Here is a 17,621-nt window from a genome sequence, read left to right as displayed (position 1 = left end):
AAGTTATCAGGAAAAGGAGGAATGAAGATGAATCAAATAACGAAATTATTTGAAGGTCAAGAGTTGCGAATTGGTGGTGAAGAATCAAATCCGCTTTTCTTACTGAAGGATGTTTGCTCCATTTTAGGGTTGGAGCAAGTGGCAGGTGTTAAAAGGCGATTAAACAAGGACGTGATTTCAAATCACCCCCTTCAAACCGCAGGAGGAACACAACAAGCGTCATTTGTGAACGAGGACGGATTATACGACGTAGTTCTTGAAAGCAGAAAGCCTGAAGCAAAGAAGTTCAGAAAGTGGGTTACCGGAGAGGTGATTCCTTCTATTAGAAAGCACGGCGGTTATTTAACACCCGAAACAGTCGAGCAAGTCCTGTCTGATCCTGACACATTAATTAGATTGGCGACGGATCTAAAAGAAGAGCGACTGAAACGTCAACAGGCCGAACTTCGGATTGAACAACAACAACCGAAAGTGCGGTTTGCAGAAGCAGTTGAAACGAGTGATACATCCATTCTAATTGGACAACTTGCAAAGCTGATCACACAGAATGGTTTCCATGTCGGCCAAAATAGATTGTTTAAGTGGTTGAGAGAAAACGAGTTTCTTGGGAAGAGTGGATCGCATTATAACGAGCCTACGCAGTATGCAATGGAGAGAGGTTGGTTTGAAGTAAAGGAGCGAACTATCAACAATCCTGATGGAAGTGTACGAATTACTAGGACAACGAAAGTGACCGGCAAAGGTCAGGTTTACTTCATTAATAAATTTCTAAGTTTGAAAGAAGTGATCTAGCGGAGCGGAGGGGTTTGCTCCACTAGATTATGTGGTGCACTACGAAGCGTAACACGAGGTTAAGAGTGGGTCTACAACAAGAATATCGCACTCTAGAAAAAAGGAGTATTCCAATATGGAATATCGGAAGGGGGTGAGGGAAATGAAATATGGATCGATTTTAAAAGCTTGTCGTGAGCGGAAAGGGTGGAATCAAGAAGAGATGGCGTTCCACCTTCATGTGAATCAGTCGGATATATCTAAGTACGAAAACAACGTAAAAGAACCCGCTTTATCGCTCTTTCAGAAGTGGGCGACTTTAACAGGTTCACAAGATGTGTTAGTTGCATTCATTTGTGGGATGGATGGTGTATCAATACTGACAAACATCCTATCTACAATGGGCACATCAATCATAGGCGGATTTGTAAGTTTCTTACTATAGGAGGAAATCATGAATCTAGAAGATTACAAGACCGAGGATATCGAAATGGTACTTGAAATGAAGAAAGCGGCACTAAATCAAATTGAGGGAATCGAAAAAGCTATCTGGACGGACGATATCAACAAAGCAACCGCACGGATTGCACAGCTCTACCAAACTATGCAGAAAGTGCGAGTGATGAAGAATAGGAAACACGATGAAGCTAACTTGCGGTTTGTTGAGCAAGAGTTTAAGAAACGCGGTATCGACATCAGCATTGTACGCATAAAAAAAGCCGACTAAGCGCTCCAACGCTAGTCGACAAACATCGAATATAGATTACTTACAGTATAGCACAGAACGGGAGCTTTGGCTCCTGTCAAGAAGCCCAGGTTGGTTGGTTAGCCATCGGATAATATGCAGTCGAGTTGGTTGCTCGATTGTACACCTGGTCTTCTTGATGGGATTCAACCATCAATAGAATAGAAAGGAGTTGATAGCATGACGGACTACGGAATTTTGTTAGTTTCAACGGTATTGCTGATTAACCTGGCATTTATGCTCGGTTCAATGTGGGCCGATGCCGGTCATCAACTTAGAAAGGAGCGTGAGGATGATGAAGACTTATCAGTGGGAAATAGTGTTTATGCAAGAAATCGATTCGGTCTACGTGACGACATTTGAGGACAGCGCACTAGAAGCTGCTCAAACGTACTACAACAACTACGGAGATCATTTAAAAGTGTACGGAATCCGTAAAGATGCGGAAATCATTCGTTTTGAGGAGGCAATCTAAATGGGTGAATACGCAGAAATGATGATCGGCGGTGTATGTTGCGAACGTTGTGGCCATTTTATCGGCAGTGAAGTCGGCTACCCACAAACGTGTGATGACTGCCACCACGAGTTGACGATTGCAGAAGTCGAAGAAGAACAAAAATAAACCCACTGCGACAACAGTGAGTTCAGGGTTTCAGAATATTATATTACCTGAATTATAGTACGGAACCCCACAAATAACAAGGGAGGCAACATTTATGAAAGAAATCAAATTGATGAATCTATCATTGAAGAACTTTAAAGGCATCAAGTCTTTGGAATTGGATGCTCAGGGTGGAGACTTAAAAATCTATGGAGACAACGCTACTGGGAAGACGACTATAGCAGACTCGTTTTCGTGGCTACTTTTCAATAAGGATACCCAAAATAAATCAGACTTCTCAATCAAAACGTTAGTTGATGGTAAAGAAGTCAACAACTTGGAACATGAAGTATCGGCGTTGCTCACAGTAGGTGACGTTCCGCTTTCATTACGTAAAGTGTACAAGGAAAAGTGGACGAAGAAACGCGGTGCTCCAATGGCTGAGTTTACTGGCCATGAAACGCTGTACTACATCGACTCCGTGCCAGTGAAGAAAAAAGAGTATGAAGAGAAAATCGGATCCATTGTGAAAGAAGAAGTGTTCAAACTTCTTACCAATCCACTTTACTTTAATGAACAAGTCAAATGGCAAGACCGCAGAACTACGCTGCTCGAAGTGTGCGGCGATGTAGAGCTTGAAGATGTACTGGAATTCAATAGCGAATTGAAAGACCTGCCGGCTATCCTGAAAGGTCGGAGCATCGAAGATCACCGGAAAGTCATTGCTTCAAAACGGGCTGAAATCAATAAAGAGTTAGACCGCATACCTGTCCGAATCGATGAATTGAATAACTCTATGCCGGACACGAAAATTGATGTTTCTTCTATAAAGGTAGAAATCGTAAAAGTAGAAAAAGAAATAGACGCGACATCTACTCAAATCAACAACATTAAAAATGGTTCGGCCCTTACGAACAAAAAGAACAATTTACGACAGATTGAAATGGATCTTGAGTCCATCAAGCGTGAACTGGAATCAGAAGCAACTGACAAGGGCTACCAGGTGACTGCAAAGATTCAAGAAGAAAAATCCAATCAAGCGATTATGCAACGGAAGCTAGATGACACAAACCATCAGATAGTTGTAGGTAAAAAAGATATGGTCGAGTTTGACAAGAAGTTGGTCGCTTTACGAGAAGACTTTGCGACAGAGGACGCTAAACAGTTTGAACACAAAGAAGCATGCGAATGCCCAACGTGCGGACAAGCCTTACCAGAAGAACAACTGACAGCCGCTAGAGACAAGGCGGTAGCTGAATTCAATACAAACAAGTCGAGCAAATTAGAACACATCCAAACGACAGGTAAAGCGATTGCGGCAGACAAAGAAAAAACGCTGAATCGAATCGTGGAATCAGAGAAGGTCGTTGCGCAACTGCAAGAAGGTATTGCGAAGAAGGAAGAAGCAATTAACAAGCTCAACATCCAGCTGAATGAGTTGCGCGATGAAGTGAAGAACGCTAGAACGAATCCAAAGTACACGGAAAAGGTTGCTGAAATGACGACTGCTCAAGAAGAAATCAAATCATTTGAAGCAAATGCGAATGAAGCTATTGCAGAAATCGAGAAAGAAGTAGCTGGACTCAAAGTAAAGCGTTCGGAACTCAATTCGCAGATTGCGGCTCACGACCAAGTGAAAGCGTCTGAAAAGCGTGTAGCGGAGCTCGAAGAACAACAAAAGGAACTAGCTACGGAATTCGAAGAGTTAGAACGTCAACTCTATCTGACTGAACAGTTCATCCGTTCGAAAGTGGAGCTACTTGAAAGCAAGATCAACAGCAAGTTTAAGTATGCACGATTTAAGTTGTTCGCCCAGCAGGTCAATGGAGGTCTGCAAGAGATATGTGAAACAACGTTTGAAGGTATCCCCTTCTCTAGCGGTTTGAACAACGCTGCTCGTATCAATGTTGGTATCGATATTATTAATACACTTTCTGAACACTATGGAATTAGAGCGCCGATATTCGTGGACAATGCTGAAGCTGTCACGCGGATTGCGGATACTGATTCCCAGCTAATCAGCCTGGTCGTGTCAGAGCCGGACAAGCAGTTACGAATTGAAACACAACAAAACGAAATGATGGAGGCTATTTAATATGAGCGGATTAATGGAAAGACCTATGCAGTTTGATGTTAACGGTGAGACGGTGAAATTATCAGGAACGATGGTGAAAGACTACCTGGTACGAGGGAATGGCGATGTATCGGATCAAGAACTGGTTATGTTTATGAATCTATGTAAGTTTCAGAAGCTAAATCCATTTTTAAATGAAGCATATCTAATCAAGTTCGGATCACAGCCGGCTCAAATCATTGTATCGAAAGAAGCATTCATGAAACGTGCGGAGAACCACCCGAAGTATGAAGGGTTTGAAGCCGGTATTATCGTGGATCGCAATGGTGAATTGGTAGAAGTGGAAGGTGCAGTGAAGCTATCTAACGACAAGCTTATCGGTGGCTGGGCCAAAATTTACCGCTCAGACCGAAAGAAACCGATCACAACCAGAATCAGCCTGGATGAATTCTCAAAAGGACAAGCTACATGGAAAGCAATGCCACTAAACATGATTCGTAAGTCAGCAATCGTAAACGCGCAACGTGAAGCGTTTCCCGATACGTTGGGCGCGCTTTATACAGAAGATGATGCACTAACTCAAGCGGAACCTAAAGACGTTACACAGCACGTTCAGGACGAGATTAAGCAATATGCAAATAAAGAAGTGCTGGATATACCGGTATATATGGTAACTGGAGAAATTAAGCAGGAAGAAGAAAGTTACGAAGAACCCGAAAAAGTACCAGTTCAGTCAAGCGGACCAGGGTTTTAAATGATTACAATTCGAACACTCGCAACAGGTAGTACGGGGAATTGCTATCACATCAGTGATTCCAAGACCTCGCTCCTCTTGGAGTGCGGTATTAAATTCAAGACGATACAGCAAGCGTTAAACTTCCAAACTAGCAATGTAGCAGGCGTTTTAGTGTCACACGAACACAAAGACCACTGTAAGGCGGTACAGGACGTCGCAGACCGTGGGCTAGACATTTACATGTCGCAAGGCACGGCGGACGCTATCGGCATTCAGCACCACCGTATACGGCCTGCCAATTGCAAGGAAGCTTTCAAGATTGGTACATGGACGGTATTGCCGTTTGATGTCCAGCACGATGCAGCAGAGCCGCTTGGCTTCTTAATCGCTAATCAAGATGGTGACAAGCTGTTATTTGCGACTGATACCTACTACATCAAATACAAATTCTCAGGACTTACCCATTTAATGATCGAGTGTAACTACTCGCAAAAGATATTAGAAAATAACGTTGAAAATGGACGTATTCCTGAGTTCTTGAAGAATCGTGTAATGCAGTCGCATTTCAGCTTGGAGAATCTATTAGTCTTTTTGAATTCTAACGATCTATCAAGAGTCCAAGAGATTCATTTGCTTCACTTGTCGGATTCAAACAGTAATGAGATCGAATTTAAACATGCGGTACAGGTTGCTACTGGAAAGTTAGTGTATGTAGCTTAATACTTCGACTGGAAGGAGGTACGAATGATGCAAGGTTGGATAAAGCTTCACAGAAAAGTCTTGGATAATGAAATTTGGCAAGATGTCACAGCGTTCCGACTGTTCACCCTATTGTTATTGAAAGCCTCTCATAAAGACGGAATCAAGACTAGGGGGATCGAGATTAACAGAGGGCAGTACCTCCGATCCTACTCGAAGTTAGCGGAAGACCTCGAATATACAGAAGGTAGAGGCGTGAAAAAAGTCTCGAAAAGCACGATTGAGAGAAAAATTAAGAAGTTAGTTGGGTTGGACATGGTGGCGGTTAGCGAAACACTTAGCGGGACACTGTTTACCATACTTAAATACGATGATTATCAAGGGTTTGACGAACCTTCGAAATCATTTAGCGGGACGGATAGCGAGACGAAGACGGGACGACCTCGGGACGATGGTGGGACGAACCTGGTACAAGAACAAGAATTAAAGAATTTAAGAAATAAAGATTCTACTACTACATCAACAGACGGATTCGGCACAGTTGCTCAATTGTTCGAAGCGAATATATGTATGCTCGCTCCAATGCAAAGAGAATCGCTGGGCATGTGGTTCGACGACTTTAACGAAAATCAGGAAATTATTACAGAAGCCATACGAACAGCTGCTGATCGAAATAAGAGAAGTTACGGCTTTGTAGAGTACCTATTGAGAGAGTGGGCCAATAACAAACTGACTACTCTGGACCAAGTAAAGTCTCACGAACGAAACAAGTTTGGTGGCAAAGTACACAAATTTGAACCACAGGCACAGCAAAAGAAAGACGGTTATGAATACGACTACGGTTTCTAGGAGGGGTGACGAATGAAAAGCATCCAGGAAGTAATGAAAACACACGTCAACATGAACGTTCTTGACGAATATGACTGCGAAGGTTGCAAAGAACCAGGAGTCCGATTGGTGGAAATGCCAATCATGGGTGGACCCGAAAAAGGGAAGCTTGAACGATTCGCGCTTGGCTGTAAGTGCCGGGACAAGCCTATCGAGTTAGCAGTAGTGCAGAACGAGCGAAAAGCCAAGATGAATCGAGCAAAAGATGTATTTGATCAGAATTCACTCGTCAATCAGTCGTTGCTGAAAGCGTCGTTCGACAACTACTTTCCAACATCAGCGGAACTTAACTCTGCAAAACAGACATTGCTAGATTACGCGACCAACTTCAATCCAAACGATGGTCACAACCTGCTGATTACGGGAACGTACGGAACTGGCAAGAGTCACTTATCTTTCTCTGCTTCCAGAATGTTGATTAACAAAGGGCATACAGCGCTGTTCTTATCAGTTCCAAAGTTACTCACAAAAATCAAAGACACTTACAATTCTAAAGCGCAGTTCTCGGAGAATGACTTGCTGGATTATATAGAAAATGTGGACTTGCTCGTACTGGATGACATGGGTGCTGAATACACGAATATGAAAAACGGTGGAGATAACTGGACGTGGACGAAGCTGTTTGAAGTCATCGACAGCCGTTCAGGTAAAAGCACGATCTACACGACCAACCTATCAGGCAAGGAGCTTGAAGCGAAAGTAAATTCACGTAACTTTTCTCGAATGATGGAGAACACAGACATTGTGAAAATGTTTGGTAGGGATTATCGAAAAAAAGATTTCTAGGAGGATGCGGAATGACTAACTGGACAAACAACAACGGAATCTACATGGTGCCAATGCCGGCGACAGTAGACAAGCAACAAATCAAGTGCGAAATGGACACACTGGAACAGCGCTTGCAAGTAGCGGAGGCGGCAATGGCTGCCCGAAAGGGGGTGTCAGCATGAGCGCAAAGTTAAAAGTATTACAAATTGCAAAGCACGATGTTGAGAAAAAGTTAAAACATGCGAAGAAAGAACTTGTGCATTCACGCTTCAATTACGAGAACGCGGTACGTAATCATGCACCAGTCGTAAAAATCGAGGGCTACTTACGAGTCTATGAAAATAACGAAGTCAGCTATAACAATTTGGTTGGCATGGTTTCGGCGGCTGATGAAATGATTTTGGAAGTGGAGGGGCAAGAGGCGTGACAGAAAGCTTTTACATTTGCGGAACAGACGCGAGGGAACAGATTCACTGTCACGATTGCGGAAAGCCGATGACCAGTGGTTTCGTGATTGATGAATGGGCAGGCGTGAAACATTACTGCGGATACAAATGCGCACCGCTAGATTATGCAGAATGGGATTTCAAACCTTGGGAGGGTAACAAATGATAAATCGTGTTGTGCTGGTCGGAAGACTTACGAAGGATCCAGAACTCAAATATACAACTTCAGGTATCGCGGTCTGCAGGTTTACGTTAGCCTGCAACCGACCGTTTAAAAGCGAGGGCGGAGAGCAACAAGCAGATTTTATCCAGTGCGTAGCATGGCGCAAACAAGCGGAAAACATATCGAACTACTTAAACAAAGGCAGTCTCGCAGGGGTTGATGGTCGTATTCAGACCGGATCATTCGAGGGGCAGGACGGCAAACGTGTTTATACGACTGAAGTAGTCGCAGACAGTACGCAATTCTTGGAACCGAAAGCGAACAACCCAAATAACGCACAGCAAGCCCCACAACAGACGAATCGACAAGATCAGACAAACACTCTACCTAGTTATCAGACAGGTCAAAGTGGGTACGGTGGACAAGCACGCGACGTAAATGATCCATTCGAACCGGGTGGAGCACCGATTGATGTGACTGATGACGATTTACCGTTCTAGTCCTATGAAACTTTGAAAGGGTGAAATGTTGTGAAACCAAACGAATACGACGCAATCATTATCAATCCAACACCAACAGTAAAGGTGCTTAAAAAGCGTAAAGGTAAGCCAACGGTGATCGAGTACGGCGGTCTGCGGTTTATCCAGGAACAACAGCCAAGAAGTACAAAAAAGAAGTGAGGGAAAGGGGTTTGGTCATGAATTTCAAGAAACTGTTTGAAACGCAGAAAGCTTTGGACTATCACATTGTTGAGGAAAAAGGACTCGAAGGCCAAAATTTGATAGCCAAGAAAGTTGTCGCGCTACAAGTCGAACTAAGCGAACTCATGAACGAGTTGCCTGAAGTTTTCAAGTTTTGGTCGAATAAGAAAAACGACTATGAAAAAGCATTGGAAGAATTCGTAGATAGCTTGCACTTCATCCTGTCAATCGGAATTGAAAAAGGCTATAGCGTTGAAGAGTTAATTGTTATGCTTTCTGGCAATTCCGGAGTTTCCGTAGGACAGGACGTGCTAAAACAATTCAAGTATTTGAATGGGGCGGTTAGCGATTTTAGTTTTGATGGAACAAAGTATTCATACGAAGAACTACTCTTATATTTTATCAACCTAGGCGAAAGTCTTGGTTTCACAACAGACCAAATAGAAGCCGCGTACTATGCGAAGAACGAAGTCAATCACGAGCGTCAGATAAGTGGATATTAAAGTCTTTTGCAAGCGGCAAGACAACAAAACGCTGACAGCGACCGGTCATTTCAATGCAAGAGAAATCAAGTATATGAAACGAGATGGCTGGCGCTGGCATGAGCCGCAAGTAAATAAAAACGGCATACCGCAGAAAGGGGATACATCATGCCAAAGTGCAAACGATGCAACAAACTACTCAAAACAGCGCAAAGCATCAAGGTCGGGTTCGGCCCGATCTGCAAAAAGAAACACGACGAGGCGGAAGCGGAGTTCTTGAAACGGCAGATTACATTGGACGAAGAAATAGCGTATCAGCTGAAGGTGGCGAGATAATGGTGAAAAGTCGTACGTATGCAAACAGGGGCATGCAACTGGAAAAGCTTATTGAAGCAACTAATAAGATGTACCGCGCAACAGGCTTTGCTGATGTAAAGAAGGTACCTACACCAGTCAGAATAACGAAGAACGTAGGCGGTCGTATTAACGGCATGGTAGTTAAAGGAGATCTAGTCGATTTTGTCGGAGTGTGCCAAGGTCGAGCGGTCATATTTGATGCAAAACAAACAGCGACGCGAACGAGTTTTTCGCTTTCGAACATAGCGACTCATCAGTACGAAACATTGATGTCATGGTGGAGGCAAGGTGCTTACACGTTCATTCTTTTATATTTTTCAGAACATGGCGAACACTACATGCTGGATATGCAAGTGCTCAGCATGTATTGGCAGGACGCACAGCGAGGCGGAAGGAAGTCGATTCCTTACGATGTGATTGCTAGTCAATGCGAACTGTTACAAGCGTCAGAGGACTATCAACTGCATTATTTAAAGGTGTTGGAATGAGGAGTGAATGAATTGGAAGTGTATCTGGCAGGCGGTTTGATCTTTATTACTGCGTATGTATTTGGATTTATCCAAGGTAAGCAGGAGTGACATAGTAGATGGAAAGAGGGTAGTAGTGCACAGTGTTTGATGCTTAAAGTTGTGATTTCAAAACAAGAAGCCAATCAAATCGTATGTAATATTTGTTCTGATTGGCTTTATAGAGATCTGAGAGTTTGATTAATAAATATTCCTCCCTTTAATTAGAAGTTTGATCAAAATACTTATTAAGTAATAAATCTAATTCTTGACTGCATTTTACTACGAGTGGATGCCTGAATCCTAAATTTTTCGCTTTTTTATACATTTCTTTTCTTTTTATTTCAATTTTAAACTTTAACAAGAAACTTATCATTATAATCCCTCTCATTATAATATTATTAGTTTTATTTATCTGAGGCGTGCGGTTGAAATAAAACAACATTTTCTATTTTAACCTATTCAAAATGTAAAGAATGTCGAATTATGTGTAAAAAATTGATGTCATAATAATGTCATAAATGATGGGTCCTATACATGATAAACCGATTTAGTCTTGACTTTAATTAACTCTTTAGGTCTTGAATTAGACGATAAAAAATACTGATTTTTAATTGAGATGGGTTTACGAACTTTCATCTGATGATGTTACGCAGTTCGACCATAAGTATCAACAAAATAAATTAACAGGAGAACATCATGAATCCAATCTATGAAATCAGCAGACTGCAAGACAAGCTACCTATTGCGGTGGTGCAAGACTTACACCACCGCATAGCGGACTGGTTGTCGTCAGGAGGCAGCTATGATGATCCCTATATGTTTCAGCAGTTGCTGTATGCGCAGGGGGTTGCAGAAAGGGTGAAATGTAATGATTAATACTAACGACACAAGACGCATAATAGGTGAACTCATCAATCTGCACAAACGTTGGACGCACCCTTTCACACGCAACAAAAAGAGTGTCGAGCGCCAATTCGGAAACTTAATGAACGAGCTAAGTTATCAGGCGAATACCACGCCCGAGGGAGCCCTTGAACTCTTTAAAGAAGCGTTGAAGGAAAGCGATAAAGAACGTCAGCCGACAACTTTCTTATTATCCAGCGCAAATATCAAATGGGAATGGAAAGAGTGGGAGTTAAAAAGGTTCCGAAAACTATGGAATAAAGGTTGGCACATTGACGAAATGGCAGAAAAGATGAGGACGAATCAACAGAGTATCGCGCTTTTGGTCATGGATCAGGAGTTTAAAGGGAAAATTGAGCCACGGAAGTTTGGGCTTTATGGAAATTGAATAAATAAAAAAAGACAGGGTTTCTCCCGTCGTAGCTGACATTATTGTATCACATGGAGGGGTTCTGGTGAATATGGAAAATTTGTCGATTGATGGGCAAGGTAGGTTAAATATTGATATAATGGAATTACCAATGAACTGTGTTGTGGTGATTTCTGAAGGTGTTGCGAAGTTGAGGGAGTTACCAGAGCATGGTGAGTATAAGATTGTGACGCACCAGGGGAAAGTTCGGCGGATGCGGAGGGAAGAGGGAGAGGAGTTTTGAGCTGTAAAAAAACAGAAAACCGTGTACTATGGATTGTTGTCTCAATATTATTAGCATCTATTTTTTTGTTAACAACGGTAGGTATTGATAATGTTAATTCTGTTTGGGAAGAACCTTGGGTTACAGGTATCTTTACTGTTGTAGGCTCCTTTATAGGAGTTTTAGGCGGTGGTGTTGTATCGCTATATGTTTACAAACGACAAACCAACGAAGAGTTTTTGAGGACCAACAGCGAGCTGAGGATTTTTATTTTGGAATATAGCTATGATCTATCCAATGTTACTAATACATTTATCAGTATCATGAAAGACGAATATCCTAATCTCGAAAACATCAGAAAACAGCAGGTAGAAAAATCGGCGATGTGTTTGCTTAAGAAAATCGAAAATTTGAATGTAAGTTCTGATTTCATAAAAGAAAAGAACCTAGTAAAAGTACTTGTTCAAAACATCTCTAACTTTGTAGAGAATTATCCAAATAAAGAAAACTTCAAAGAAAGAGCGCTATCAGATGCAGAAAATTTAATTCGTATGATTGAAGAGTTAAGAAATAGACTTCAAGTGAATGAAATAGTCCGCCCCGGCCAACCAGAGGACAATATTTGATTGCAGCATTGGGCTGCGTCATTTGTTGTTAACGATCCTTTTTCTGTAATAGGAGATGAAATTATGACAAAAACTTTCCCGAGTTTAACACAAGGAGAAATTATTAAGAACGATCAAATTATGAAAACGTTTGGTTGCTCAGGTCAAGGGGGGATGAGAAGGTCGCTTGACACTAACACATTAGTGATAGTTTCTAATAATGTGAAGTCCTTGTACACGAATAGATGGGACGGGAATACTTTACATTATACTGGTATGGGTGCTATAGGTGATCAAACATTAGGAACTCAAAATAAAACACTTGCAGAATCGCATACCAATGGTGTTAGAGTTTACTTATTTGAGGTATTCAAGGAGAGAGAATACACATTTAGAGGAGAAGTAACACTTGTAGATAAACCCTATAAGGGTAGACAGAATGATAATGATGGTAACGAGCGCGAAGTATGGATCTTTCCGATAAAAGTAATTGATCATGAGTGGTCGCCATCAGAAGATCTAATAAAGAATAGTATGAAGAAAAAGGAAGAAAAGGCAAGAAGTTTTTCTGAAGCAGAATTACTAGGGCTTGCAGGACAAGCTCATAGTAACCCTTCAAAAAGAGCCGTCATGGATAAAAATGTTTATGTCCGTGATCCCTATGTGAAAGAGCTCTCATTTAAATTGGCAGCTGGTATTTGTCAGTTGTGTGATTCAAATGCGCCATTTCACGACGGAAAAGGAAAACCATTCTTAGAATCACATCATATTGACTGGTTGTCGCTTGGTGGAGCAGACGTAATTGAAAATGTCATAGCACTTTGTCCGAATTGCCATCGAAAAATGCATATTGTTGATAATGAAAAAGACGTCCATAAATTGAAATCGAGATCTAAGGATTTACTGGATGGGTTACAACGGAGATTATCACCTAAAAAAAATAGATAGGAATGAATCTATTGGATGGGCGAGAAGGGAAGAGGTGAAAGAGTTTTGAGTAGAGATATAGCAAAGTTGCAAATAGTAATTAGAAAAGCTGAATTGGAACTTGATAGAATAATTTCGTTATTAGTAAGTAAAGATGGCCAGTTGAAGGATACGGATGTTATTAGCCTATTAATCTTCAGAAAAATCATTGAAAAAATAGATGCAATTTTTATTTTACATGATAATGGCCACCAAAATACAGCAGATTCAATTGCTCGGGATGCCTTTGAAAATTACGTTTATCTTGCATTTATGCTAGATGAGCGGTATGAATATAGGGCTTCGGCTTATCAATTTCAGAGCCTACAAACGCAATTAGAGTTAATAGACTGGTTTGATCCCAATAATAAGAAGGCGAAAAAGCTAAAATCACTTATTGGAAATAAAGTTGGACAGATGCCCAAACAACTTAAAGAGAGGCGTGCTTATATCAATAAGCGTTTGTTAGAGGAACCTTTCAAGAATTTGCAAGTTGATTGGAAACGTAAAGAGAAAGATAAAAATAAAGGTGGTAGGTATCCTACATGGTACAACATTTCTAAAGGAAAAGATTCTATAGCAGCATTATGCCGATATTTGAAAATGGATGACGAATACGAAACAATGTATGCATTATTTTCCCATGAAGTTCACTCTACTAATGCATTGAATCAACTTACAACGGTTAATAATCAAGGTGCGTTTAAACCTATAAGGGAAGACGTGAAAGAAAGTTTGTCTTTACAAGTAGCAATATCAATTGGAGTTAGGGCAAATTTAAAGATTCTTGGCCATTTTGATATACAGAGTGTAAATGATTATAGTATTTGGTATGCAAAAGATCTTCCTAAAGAAGTTGTCGCAGAATTAAAAATGGAATAAGTCCGCCCTGGCCAACCAGAGGACAACATTTGATTGCAGCATTGCGCTGCGTCATTTGTTGTCCTCTTTTTTTATTTCAGAAAAGGAGTGATTGATATGAATAATAAGCAAAAAGCATTGATATCGGGACCGTTATCGAAACCGTTAAAACTGCCAGAGCATCAACAACCAAAAGAAAGTATTGCAGATTCGGTTCGAAAATTCATTAAAACGGTTGCGGAAGTGTTCAGAGGGATTGCTAGAGCGTTGGCCGATTTCTTTAACAAACATATCTGTCCTGTCATTCGATGGATGAAAAAGTATGAAAAGAATGTAGCGCGGCACAAGCATAACCAACATACGCGTTCTACCTGGCATATCAACTGGGATACAAGAAAAGGTAATCAGTGGATGAATCATAAACCGGTCTTAGTTGTACGGAAAAATCTACGTTGAGGGGTGAAAGGATGAATCGAAACGATACTAATTCATGCAAAAGCGATACTAAATCTATTCAAAGCGATACCAAATACGACGCAAACGGTACGAATAGCAGGGAAAGTGAACAGTTGAGTGATTGGGAGCTTAAAGAGTTGATGGGTATGAATCGGGATACGTACAGACGCGGACCGAGTGGAGCAGTTCGTAGACGATAAAAGGGGGAGTCAGCATGACAGAGAAGCAAATCGAGGAACTTTTGAAAGATTATCACTGGATGGTCAATTCTGTACGAGTTATGCGCGAGAACTTACAGGATGTAGGAGGCAAATTAACTGCACAATATGGAATTGAAGCAGCTATGCCGAAAGCTCAAGGCGGATCTAGTGACCCTGTTTACACAGAAGTCGTTCGACGGTCTAAACATTTCAAAACGATTGAGGGCTACGAAAACAAAATCAAGCTGATTCAAGAGTATATTCACATCATCCAAGACACGCGAGAAAAGGAAGTATTACATTGGATTTTGGAAGGTAAAGGCTACTCGTGGATTGCTAGACACATGGGATTATCTCACACGCACATCAAAAGATTTTTCTCTTCTATCGCTAAAAAGATTTCTAAAGATGTTCAAGATGTTCAGAACGTTCAAAAGTGCATTTAGTTCAGAAGTTTGCATGCGTAGAAAAAAGTTTTATATTGAGGGGGGAGGTTTGGAGGGGGGCGTGTTACCAATACACAAACTCTTAACCAGTAATGCCGAGCCTTATACATAACGATTGATGAAATAGAGGATATTCACCTTCTTTGACGAATATTGTCAGTGGGAGGTGATACTATGAATATCCAAGAAAAGAAAGAACTTCGAAATCAGCTGTTAAAAGGCTTATATGATTGGAATGAACAATCAGCCGGCAGACCTAAGCAAATCACAGTTTCAATGCCGATGACGGAGGATGAAAAGAAAAATCATCTTGCGTATGAATATATAAGGGATAAGAGCTATATCGATTACTCTTCGAAAGCATCAACGTTATTTTTTGCAAAGATAACTGCTTATGGAATCGACAAAATTGAAGAAGAGTTACAGTGATTTTAAGCATCTCTTCGGAGGTGCTTTTTTAATACAAATAAACGAAGAGAATATCATAATGAGGTGATTTAAAGTGAAAGAATACAAGGAGGCGGAAGTGATGTAGATGACGAATTGGGATGAGATTCAAAGAGATTGGGAAACATCGAAGATTACGCTGGCTGCATTAGCGGAAAAACATGATGTGAAACTGGGAACATTGAAGAGTAGAAAAAGCCGCGATAAGTGGTTAAGGGATGCAACTAAAACGAAAAAGGTTGCAACCCTTACCAAAAGGATGCAACCGAAAAAGAAGGAATTAGAGCCTGTTGTTGAGTCGGATAACCTGACTGATAAACAACGGCTTTTTTGTATTTACTACATTAAGTATTTTAATGCGACTAAGGCTTATCAGAAGGCATATGAGTGCGCTTATACAACTGCGAGAGTTGAAGGACATAGACACCTAGCAAACCCTAACATATCAGAAGAAATTGACCGGATGCGAAGTGAAACACTAAGCAATAAGAAATTAAGTGCCGATGACGTCCTGCAAAAGTACATTGACATTGCTTTCGCTGATATAGGCGATTATGTACATTCAGAAACAGGTTACATGATAGAGCTGAAGCCATTAGAAGAATTAGATATGTCTATTGTTAGTGAAGTCGGCAATACCGAAAATGGGCCAAAGATTAAACTGGCTGACAAGATGAAGGCGTTGGATATGCTCGCCAAGTATACGGATCTCCTCTCGGATAAAGATAGAGAACGTTTACTAGAAGAAAAACTAAAAGCTGAAATTGCTAAAACGGAAGCAGATGCAGACTTCTCCATCGAACGTGCTGAGAAGTTGAAAGGTAATAAGAAAGACACTGGTTTACTGGATGCGTTGTTAGAAGGGCGGAAGTTGTATGAGCAAAACAAAGATTAAGTTTTCTTCAAAGCAGCTCGAAGCGATCTATCGTCCATATGACCATACGTTTGATGTCTTCGAAGGCACGCCACGTTCGGGTAAGACAACAGCTGGACACTTCCGGTATGCTGACTACCTGACGTGGACTAGAGACACGAATCATCTAATTGTTGCCTACAACCAAGAGCAAGCCTATCGCCTATTTATTGATGGCGACGGCACAGGTCTAATGCATATATTCGGTAACTTATGCGAAATAAAACATGATGAACACGGATCGCACCTAGAAGTACATACACCAATCGGAATTAAAAAGGTGTATTACAAAGGTGGAGGGAAATCGAACAGCGTCGGCGCTATCACGGGGATGTCCTTGGGAAGTGTCGTTTTTTGTGAGATTAACCTTCTACATATGTCCATGATTCAAGAATGTTTTCGCCGTACGTTTGCCGCTCAAGACCGCTATCATTTGGCGGACTTGAACCCACCTGCTCCATTCCATCCAGTAATCAAAGAAGTGTTCGAAGTTCAGAATACCAACTGGCTACACTGGACCATACAAGACAATCCGATTATTACGGAGGAACGGAAACAAGAGATCTACGAGGTTTTAAAGAAAAATCCGTATTTGTTGCGACGTGACTGGTTTGGTGAACGAGTGATGCCGCAAGGTGTAATCTATTCCGTGTTTGATTTGGATGTGAATAGTCTTCCGGTTATTCGTGGGAAAAGGTATGAAATGTTTTTTGTTGCGGATGGTGGGCAGTCGGATGCTACATCATGTAGCTGCAATATGGTGGTTCGGTTCGAAGGGAAGTTCCGTTTACTACGTATAGCAAACTACTATCACAGTGGTGCTGATACCGGACAGACAAAAGCCATGTCTGTTTATGCTAAAGAGATTAAGCGGTTCATGGAATGGTGCGTTGAAAAATTTGAGATGCGATATACAGAGGTGTTCGTGGATCCAGCTTGTAAGTCGTTGCGTGAAGAAATGCACCTTTTAAAAATCCAAACATCAAGAGCGGATAACAATGCAAAGGACGGTCGACAAAAAGGCGGAGGCATCGAGACAGGCATTGAACGCTTGCAAAACTCCATTACAAATGAACAGTTCTTTATTGTTGAAACAGACAGCGAGTACGATCACTACCACTTTTTAAAGGAAATTGGTATGTATGTCCGCTTAGATAATGGTAATCCGATAGACGACAACAACCACGCATTGGACGAGGCTAGATACGCTAACAACTACTTCTATAATCGTTACGTTAAATAAGAGGCGGTG

At 41.3% G+C, this 17,621-nt stretch carries 30 protein-coding genes; 29 read left to right on the top strand and 1 reads right to left on the bottom strand.

Going from position 1 to position 17,621, the window contains the following annotated elements:
* Window positions 1–27 precede the first annotated feature (27 nt).
* The 17 genes from CSV79_RS01760 to CSV79_RS01690 all read left to right on the top strand — a co-directional run bounded on the left by CSV79_RS01760 (window position 28) and on the right by CSV79_RS01690 (window position 9,919).
* On the top strand, window positions 28–792 hold the full coding sequence (locus CSV79_RS01760) for a phage antirepressor (RefSeq protein ID WP_099687315.1): 765 nt from the start codon (window positions 28–30) through the stop codon (window positions 790–792).
* Window positions 793–934: 142 nt separating this feature from the next.
* Window positions 935–1,216 (top strand): helix-turn-helix domain-containing protein, encoded by a 282-nt coding sequence (locus CSV79_RS01755; RefSeq protein WP_099687432.1) that lies wholly within the window; start codon window positions 935–937, stop codon window positions 1,214–1,216.
* A 9-nt stretch (window positions 1,217–1,225) separates the two neighbouring features.
* Window positions 1,226–1,498 (top strand): hypothetical protein, encoded by a 273-nt coding sequence (locus CSV79_RS01750; RefSeq protein ID WP_099687314.1) that lies wholly within the window; start codon window positions 1,226–1,228, stop codon window positions 1,496–1,498.
* Window positions 1,499–1,808: 310 nt separating this feature from the next.
* Window positions 1,809–1,991 (top strand): hypothetical protein, encoded by a 183-nt coding sequence (locus CSV79_RS01745; protein WP_099687313.1) that lies wholly within the window; start codon window positions 1,809–1,811, stop codon window positions 1,989–1,991.
* Window positions 1,992–2,138, top strand: a complete 147-nt coding sequence (locus tag CSV79_RS16955) for a hypothetical protein (RefSeq protein WP_199171856.1) — start codon at window positions 1,992–1,994, stop codon at window positions 2,136–2,138.
* A gap of 94 nt (window positions 2,139–2,232) precedes the next feature.
* Complete coding sequence (locus tag CSV79_RS01740) at window positions 2,233–4,212, top strand: AAA family ATPase (protein ID WP_099687312.1); 1,980 nt, start codon at window positions 2,233–2,235, stop codon at window positions 4,210–4,212.
* A gap of 1 nt (window position 4,213) precedes the next feature.
* On the top strand, window positions 4,214–4,945 hold the full coding sequence (gene bet / locus CSV79_RS01735; protein WP_099687311.1) for a phage recombination protein Bet: 732 nt from the start codon (window positions 4,214–4,216) through the stop codon (window positions 4,943–4,945).
* Complete coding sequence (locus CSV79_RS01730; RefSeq protein WP_099687310.1) at window positions 4,946–5,647, top strand: MBL fold metallo-hydrolase; 702 nt, start codon at window positions 4,946–4,948, stop codon at window positions 5,645–5,647.
* A gap of 24 nt (window positions 5,648–5,671) precedes the next feature.
* Window positions 5,672–6,475 (top strand): DnaD domain-containing protein, encoded by an 804-nt coding sequence (locus CSV79_RS01725; RefSeq protein ID WP_099687309.1) that lies wholly within the window; start codon window positions 5,672–5,674, stop codon window positions 6,473–6,475.
* Between the two features lie 12 nt (window positions 6,476–6,487).
* Entirely contained in the window at window positions 6,488–7,300 is an 813-nt protein-coding gene (locus CSV79_RS01720; protein ID WP_233201340.1) for an ATP-binding protein, read from the top strand.
* A gap of 11 nt (window positions 7,301–7,311) precedes the next feature.
* Window positions 7,312–7,464, top strand: coding sequence for a pilus assembly protein PilO (locus CSV79_RS01715; protein ID WP_099687308.1), 153 nt, complete (start codon window positions 7,312–7,314; stop codon window positions 7,462–7,464).
* Window positions 7,461–7,709, top strand: coding sequence for a hypothetical protein (locus tag CSV79_RS01710; protein ID WP_099687307.1), 249 nt, complete (start codon window positions 7,461–7,463; stop codon window positions 7,707–7,709). Before CSV79_RS01715 ends, CSV79_RS01710 begins: the two co-directional genes overlap by 4 nt.
* 181 nt (window positions 7,710–7,890) lie before the next feature.
* Entirely contained in the window at window positions 7,891–8,391 is a 501-nt protein-coding gene (gene ssb, locus CSV79_RS01700) for a single-stranded DNA-binding protein (protein WP_099687305.1), read from the top strand.
* Window positions 8,392–8,421: 30 nt separating this feature from the next.
* On the top strand, window positions 8,422–8,571 hold the full coding sequence (locus CSV79_RS16705) for a hypothetical protein (protein WP_158232448.1): 150 nt from the start codon (window positions 8,422–8,424) through the stop codon (window positions 8,569–8,571).
* Between the two features lie 17 nt (window positions 8,572–8,588).
* On the top strand, window positions 8,589–9,095 hold the full coding sequence (locus CSV79_RS01695; protein ID WP_099687304.1) for a dUTP diphosphatase: 507 nt from the start codon (window positions 8,589–8,591) through the stop codon (window positions 9,093–9,095).
* Between the two features lie 147 nt (window positions 9,096–9,242).
* Window positions 9,243–9,410 carry a DUF6011 domain-containing protein gene (locus CSV79_RS17035; protein WP_233201339.1) on the top strand — a complete coding sequence of 56 codons (168 nt, stop codon included), beginning with the start codon at window positions 9,243–9,245 and terminating at the stop codon, window positions 9,408–9,410.
* Window positions 9,410–9,919 carry a Holliday junction resolvase RecU gene (locus tag CSV79_RS01690; RefSeq protein WP_099687303.1) on the top strand — a complete coding sequence of 170 codons (510 nt, stop codon included), beginning with the start codon at window positions 9,410–9,412 and terminating at the stop codon, window positions 9,917–9,919. Before CSV79_RS17035 ends, CSV79_RS01690 begins: the two co-directional genes overlap by 1 nt.
* Window positions 9,920–10,157: 238 nt before the next feature.
* Here the strand turns inward: CSV79_RS01690 and CSV79_RS01685 are convergent, their stop codons facing one another.
* Window positions 10,158–10,313, bottom strand: a complete 156-nt coding sequence (locus CSV79_RS01685; protein ID WP_369824902.1) for a Spo0E family sporulation regulatory protein-aspartic acid phosphatase — start codon at window positions 10,311–10,313, stop codon at window positions 10,158–10,160.
* Between the two features lie 323 nt (window positions 10,314–10,636).
* Here CSV79_RS01685 and CSV79_RS01680 point away from each other — a divergent pair, with 323 nt between their 5' ends.
* The 12 genes from CSV79_RS01680 to CSV79_RS01625 all read left to right on the top strand — a co-directional run bounded on the left by CSV79_RS01680 (window position 10,637) and on the right by CSV79_RS01625 (window position 17,612).
* Complete coding sequence (locus CSV79_RS01680) at window positions 10,637–10,816, top strand: DUF6877 family protein (RefSeq protein ID WP_099687302.1); 180 nt, start codon at window positions 10,637–10,639, stop codon at window positions 10,814–10,816.
* The gene (locus CSV79_RS01675; RefSeq protein WP_099687301.1) at window positions 10,809–11,231 is read left to right on the top strand and encodes a hypothetical protein; all 423 of its coding nucleotides are present in this window, start codon (window positions 10,809–10,811) and stop codon (window positions 11,229–11,231) included. Before CSV79_RS01680 ends, CSV79_RS01675 begins: the two co-directional genes overlap by 8 nt.
* Window positions 11,232–11,304: 73 nt before the next feature.
* Window positions 11,305–11,496 carry an XtrA/YqaO family protein gene (locus tag CSV79_RS01670; RefSeq protein ID WP_369823350.1) on the top strand — a complete coding sequence of 64 codons (192 nt, stop codon included), beginning with the start codon at window positions 11,305–11,307 and terminating at the stop codon, window positions 11,494–11,496.
* The gene (locus CSV79_RS01665; RefSeq protein WP_099687300.1) at window positions 11,493–12,101 is read left to right on the top strand and encodes a hypothetical protein; all 609 of its coding nucleotides are present in this window, start codon (window positions 11,493–11,495) and stop codon (window positions 12,099–12,101) included. The genes CSV79_RS01670 and CSV79_RS01665 overlap by 4 nt, the downstream gene beginning before the upstream one ends.
* A gap of 63 nt (window positions 12,102–12,164) precedes the next feature.
* A complete protein-coding gene (locus tag CSV79_RS01660; protein WP_099687299.1) occupies window positions 12,165–13,028 on the top strand; it encodes an HNH endonuclease in 864 nt (287 codons plus the stop codon).
* Window positions 13,029–13,043: 15 nt separating this feature from the next.
* Window positions 13,044–13,928, top strand: coding sequence for a DUF5677 domain-containing protein (locus tag CSV79_RS01655; protein ID WP_099687298.1), 885 nt, complete (start codon window positions 13,044–13,046; stop codon window positions 13,926–13,928).
* A 96-nt stretch (window positions 13,929–14,024) separates the two neighbouring features.
* Complete coding sequence (locus CSV79_RS01650; RefSeq protein WP_099687297.1) at window positions 14,025–14,363, top strand: hypothetical protein; 339 nt, start codon at window positions 14,025–14,027, stop codon at window positions 14,361–14,363.
* 11 nt (window positions 14,364–14,374) lie between these two features.
* A complete protein-coding gene (locus tag CSV79_RS01645; RefSeq protein WP_099687296.1) occupies window positions 14,375–14,563 on the top strand; it encodes a hypothetical protein in 189 nt (62 codons plus the stop codon).
* Window positions 14,564–14,577: 14 nt separating this feature from the next.
* Window positions 14,578–15,009, top strand: coding sequence for a helix-turn-helix transcriptional regulator (locus tag CSV79_RS01640; protein WP_099687295.1), 432 nt, complete (start codon window positions 14,578–14,580; stop codon window positions 15,007–15,009).
* Window positions 15,010–15,183: 174 nt separating this feature from the next.
* Window positions 15,184–15,438 carry a hypothetical protein gene (locus CSV79_RS01635; protein ID WP_099687294.1) on the top strand — a complete coding sequence of 85 codons (255 nt, stop codon included), beginning with the start codon at window positions 15,184–15,186 and terminating at the stop codon, window positions 15,436–15,438.
* Window positions 15,439–15,544: 106 nt separating this feature from the next.
* Window positions 15,545–16,351, top strand: coding sequence for a terminase small subunit (locus CSV79_RS01630; protein WP_099687293.1), 807 nt, complete (start codon window positions 15,545–15,547; stop codon window positions 16,349–16,351).
* Complete coding sequence (locus CSV79_RS01625) at window positions 16,332–17,612, top strand: PBSX family phage terminase large subunit (RefSeq protein WP_099687292.1); 1,281 nt, start codon at window positions 16,332–16,334, stop codon at window positions 17,610–17,612. Before CSV79_RS01630 ends, CSV79_RS01625 begins: the two co-directional genes overlap by 20 nt.
* The last annotated feature ends 9 nt before the right edge of the window (window positions 17,613–17,621 follow it).

Origin of the sequence: Sporosarcina sp. P13 (assembly GCF_002743055.1) — a bacterium.
Taxonomy (GTDB): Bacteria; Bacillota; Bacilli; order Bacillales_A; family Planococcaceae; genus Sporosarcina.
This window is presented reverse-complemented; position numbering and strand designations above follow the sequence as displayed.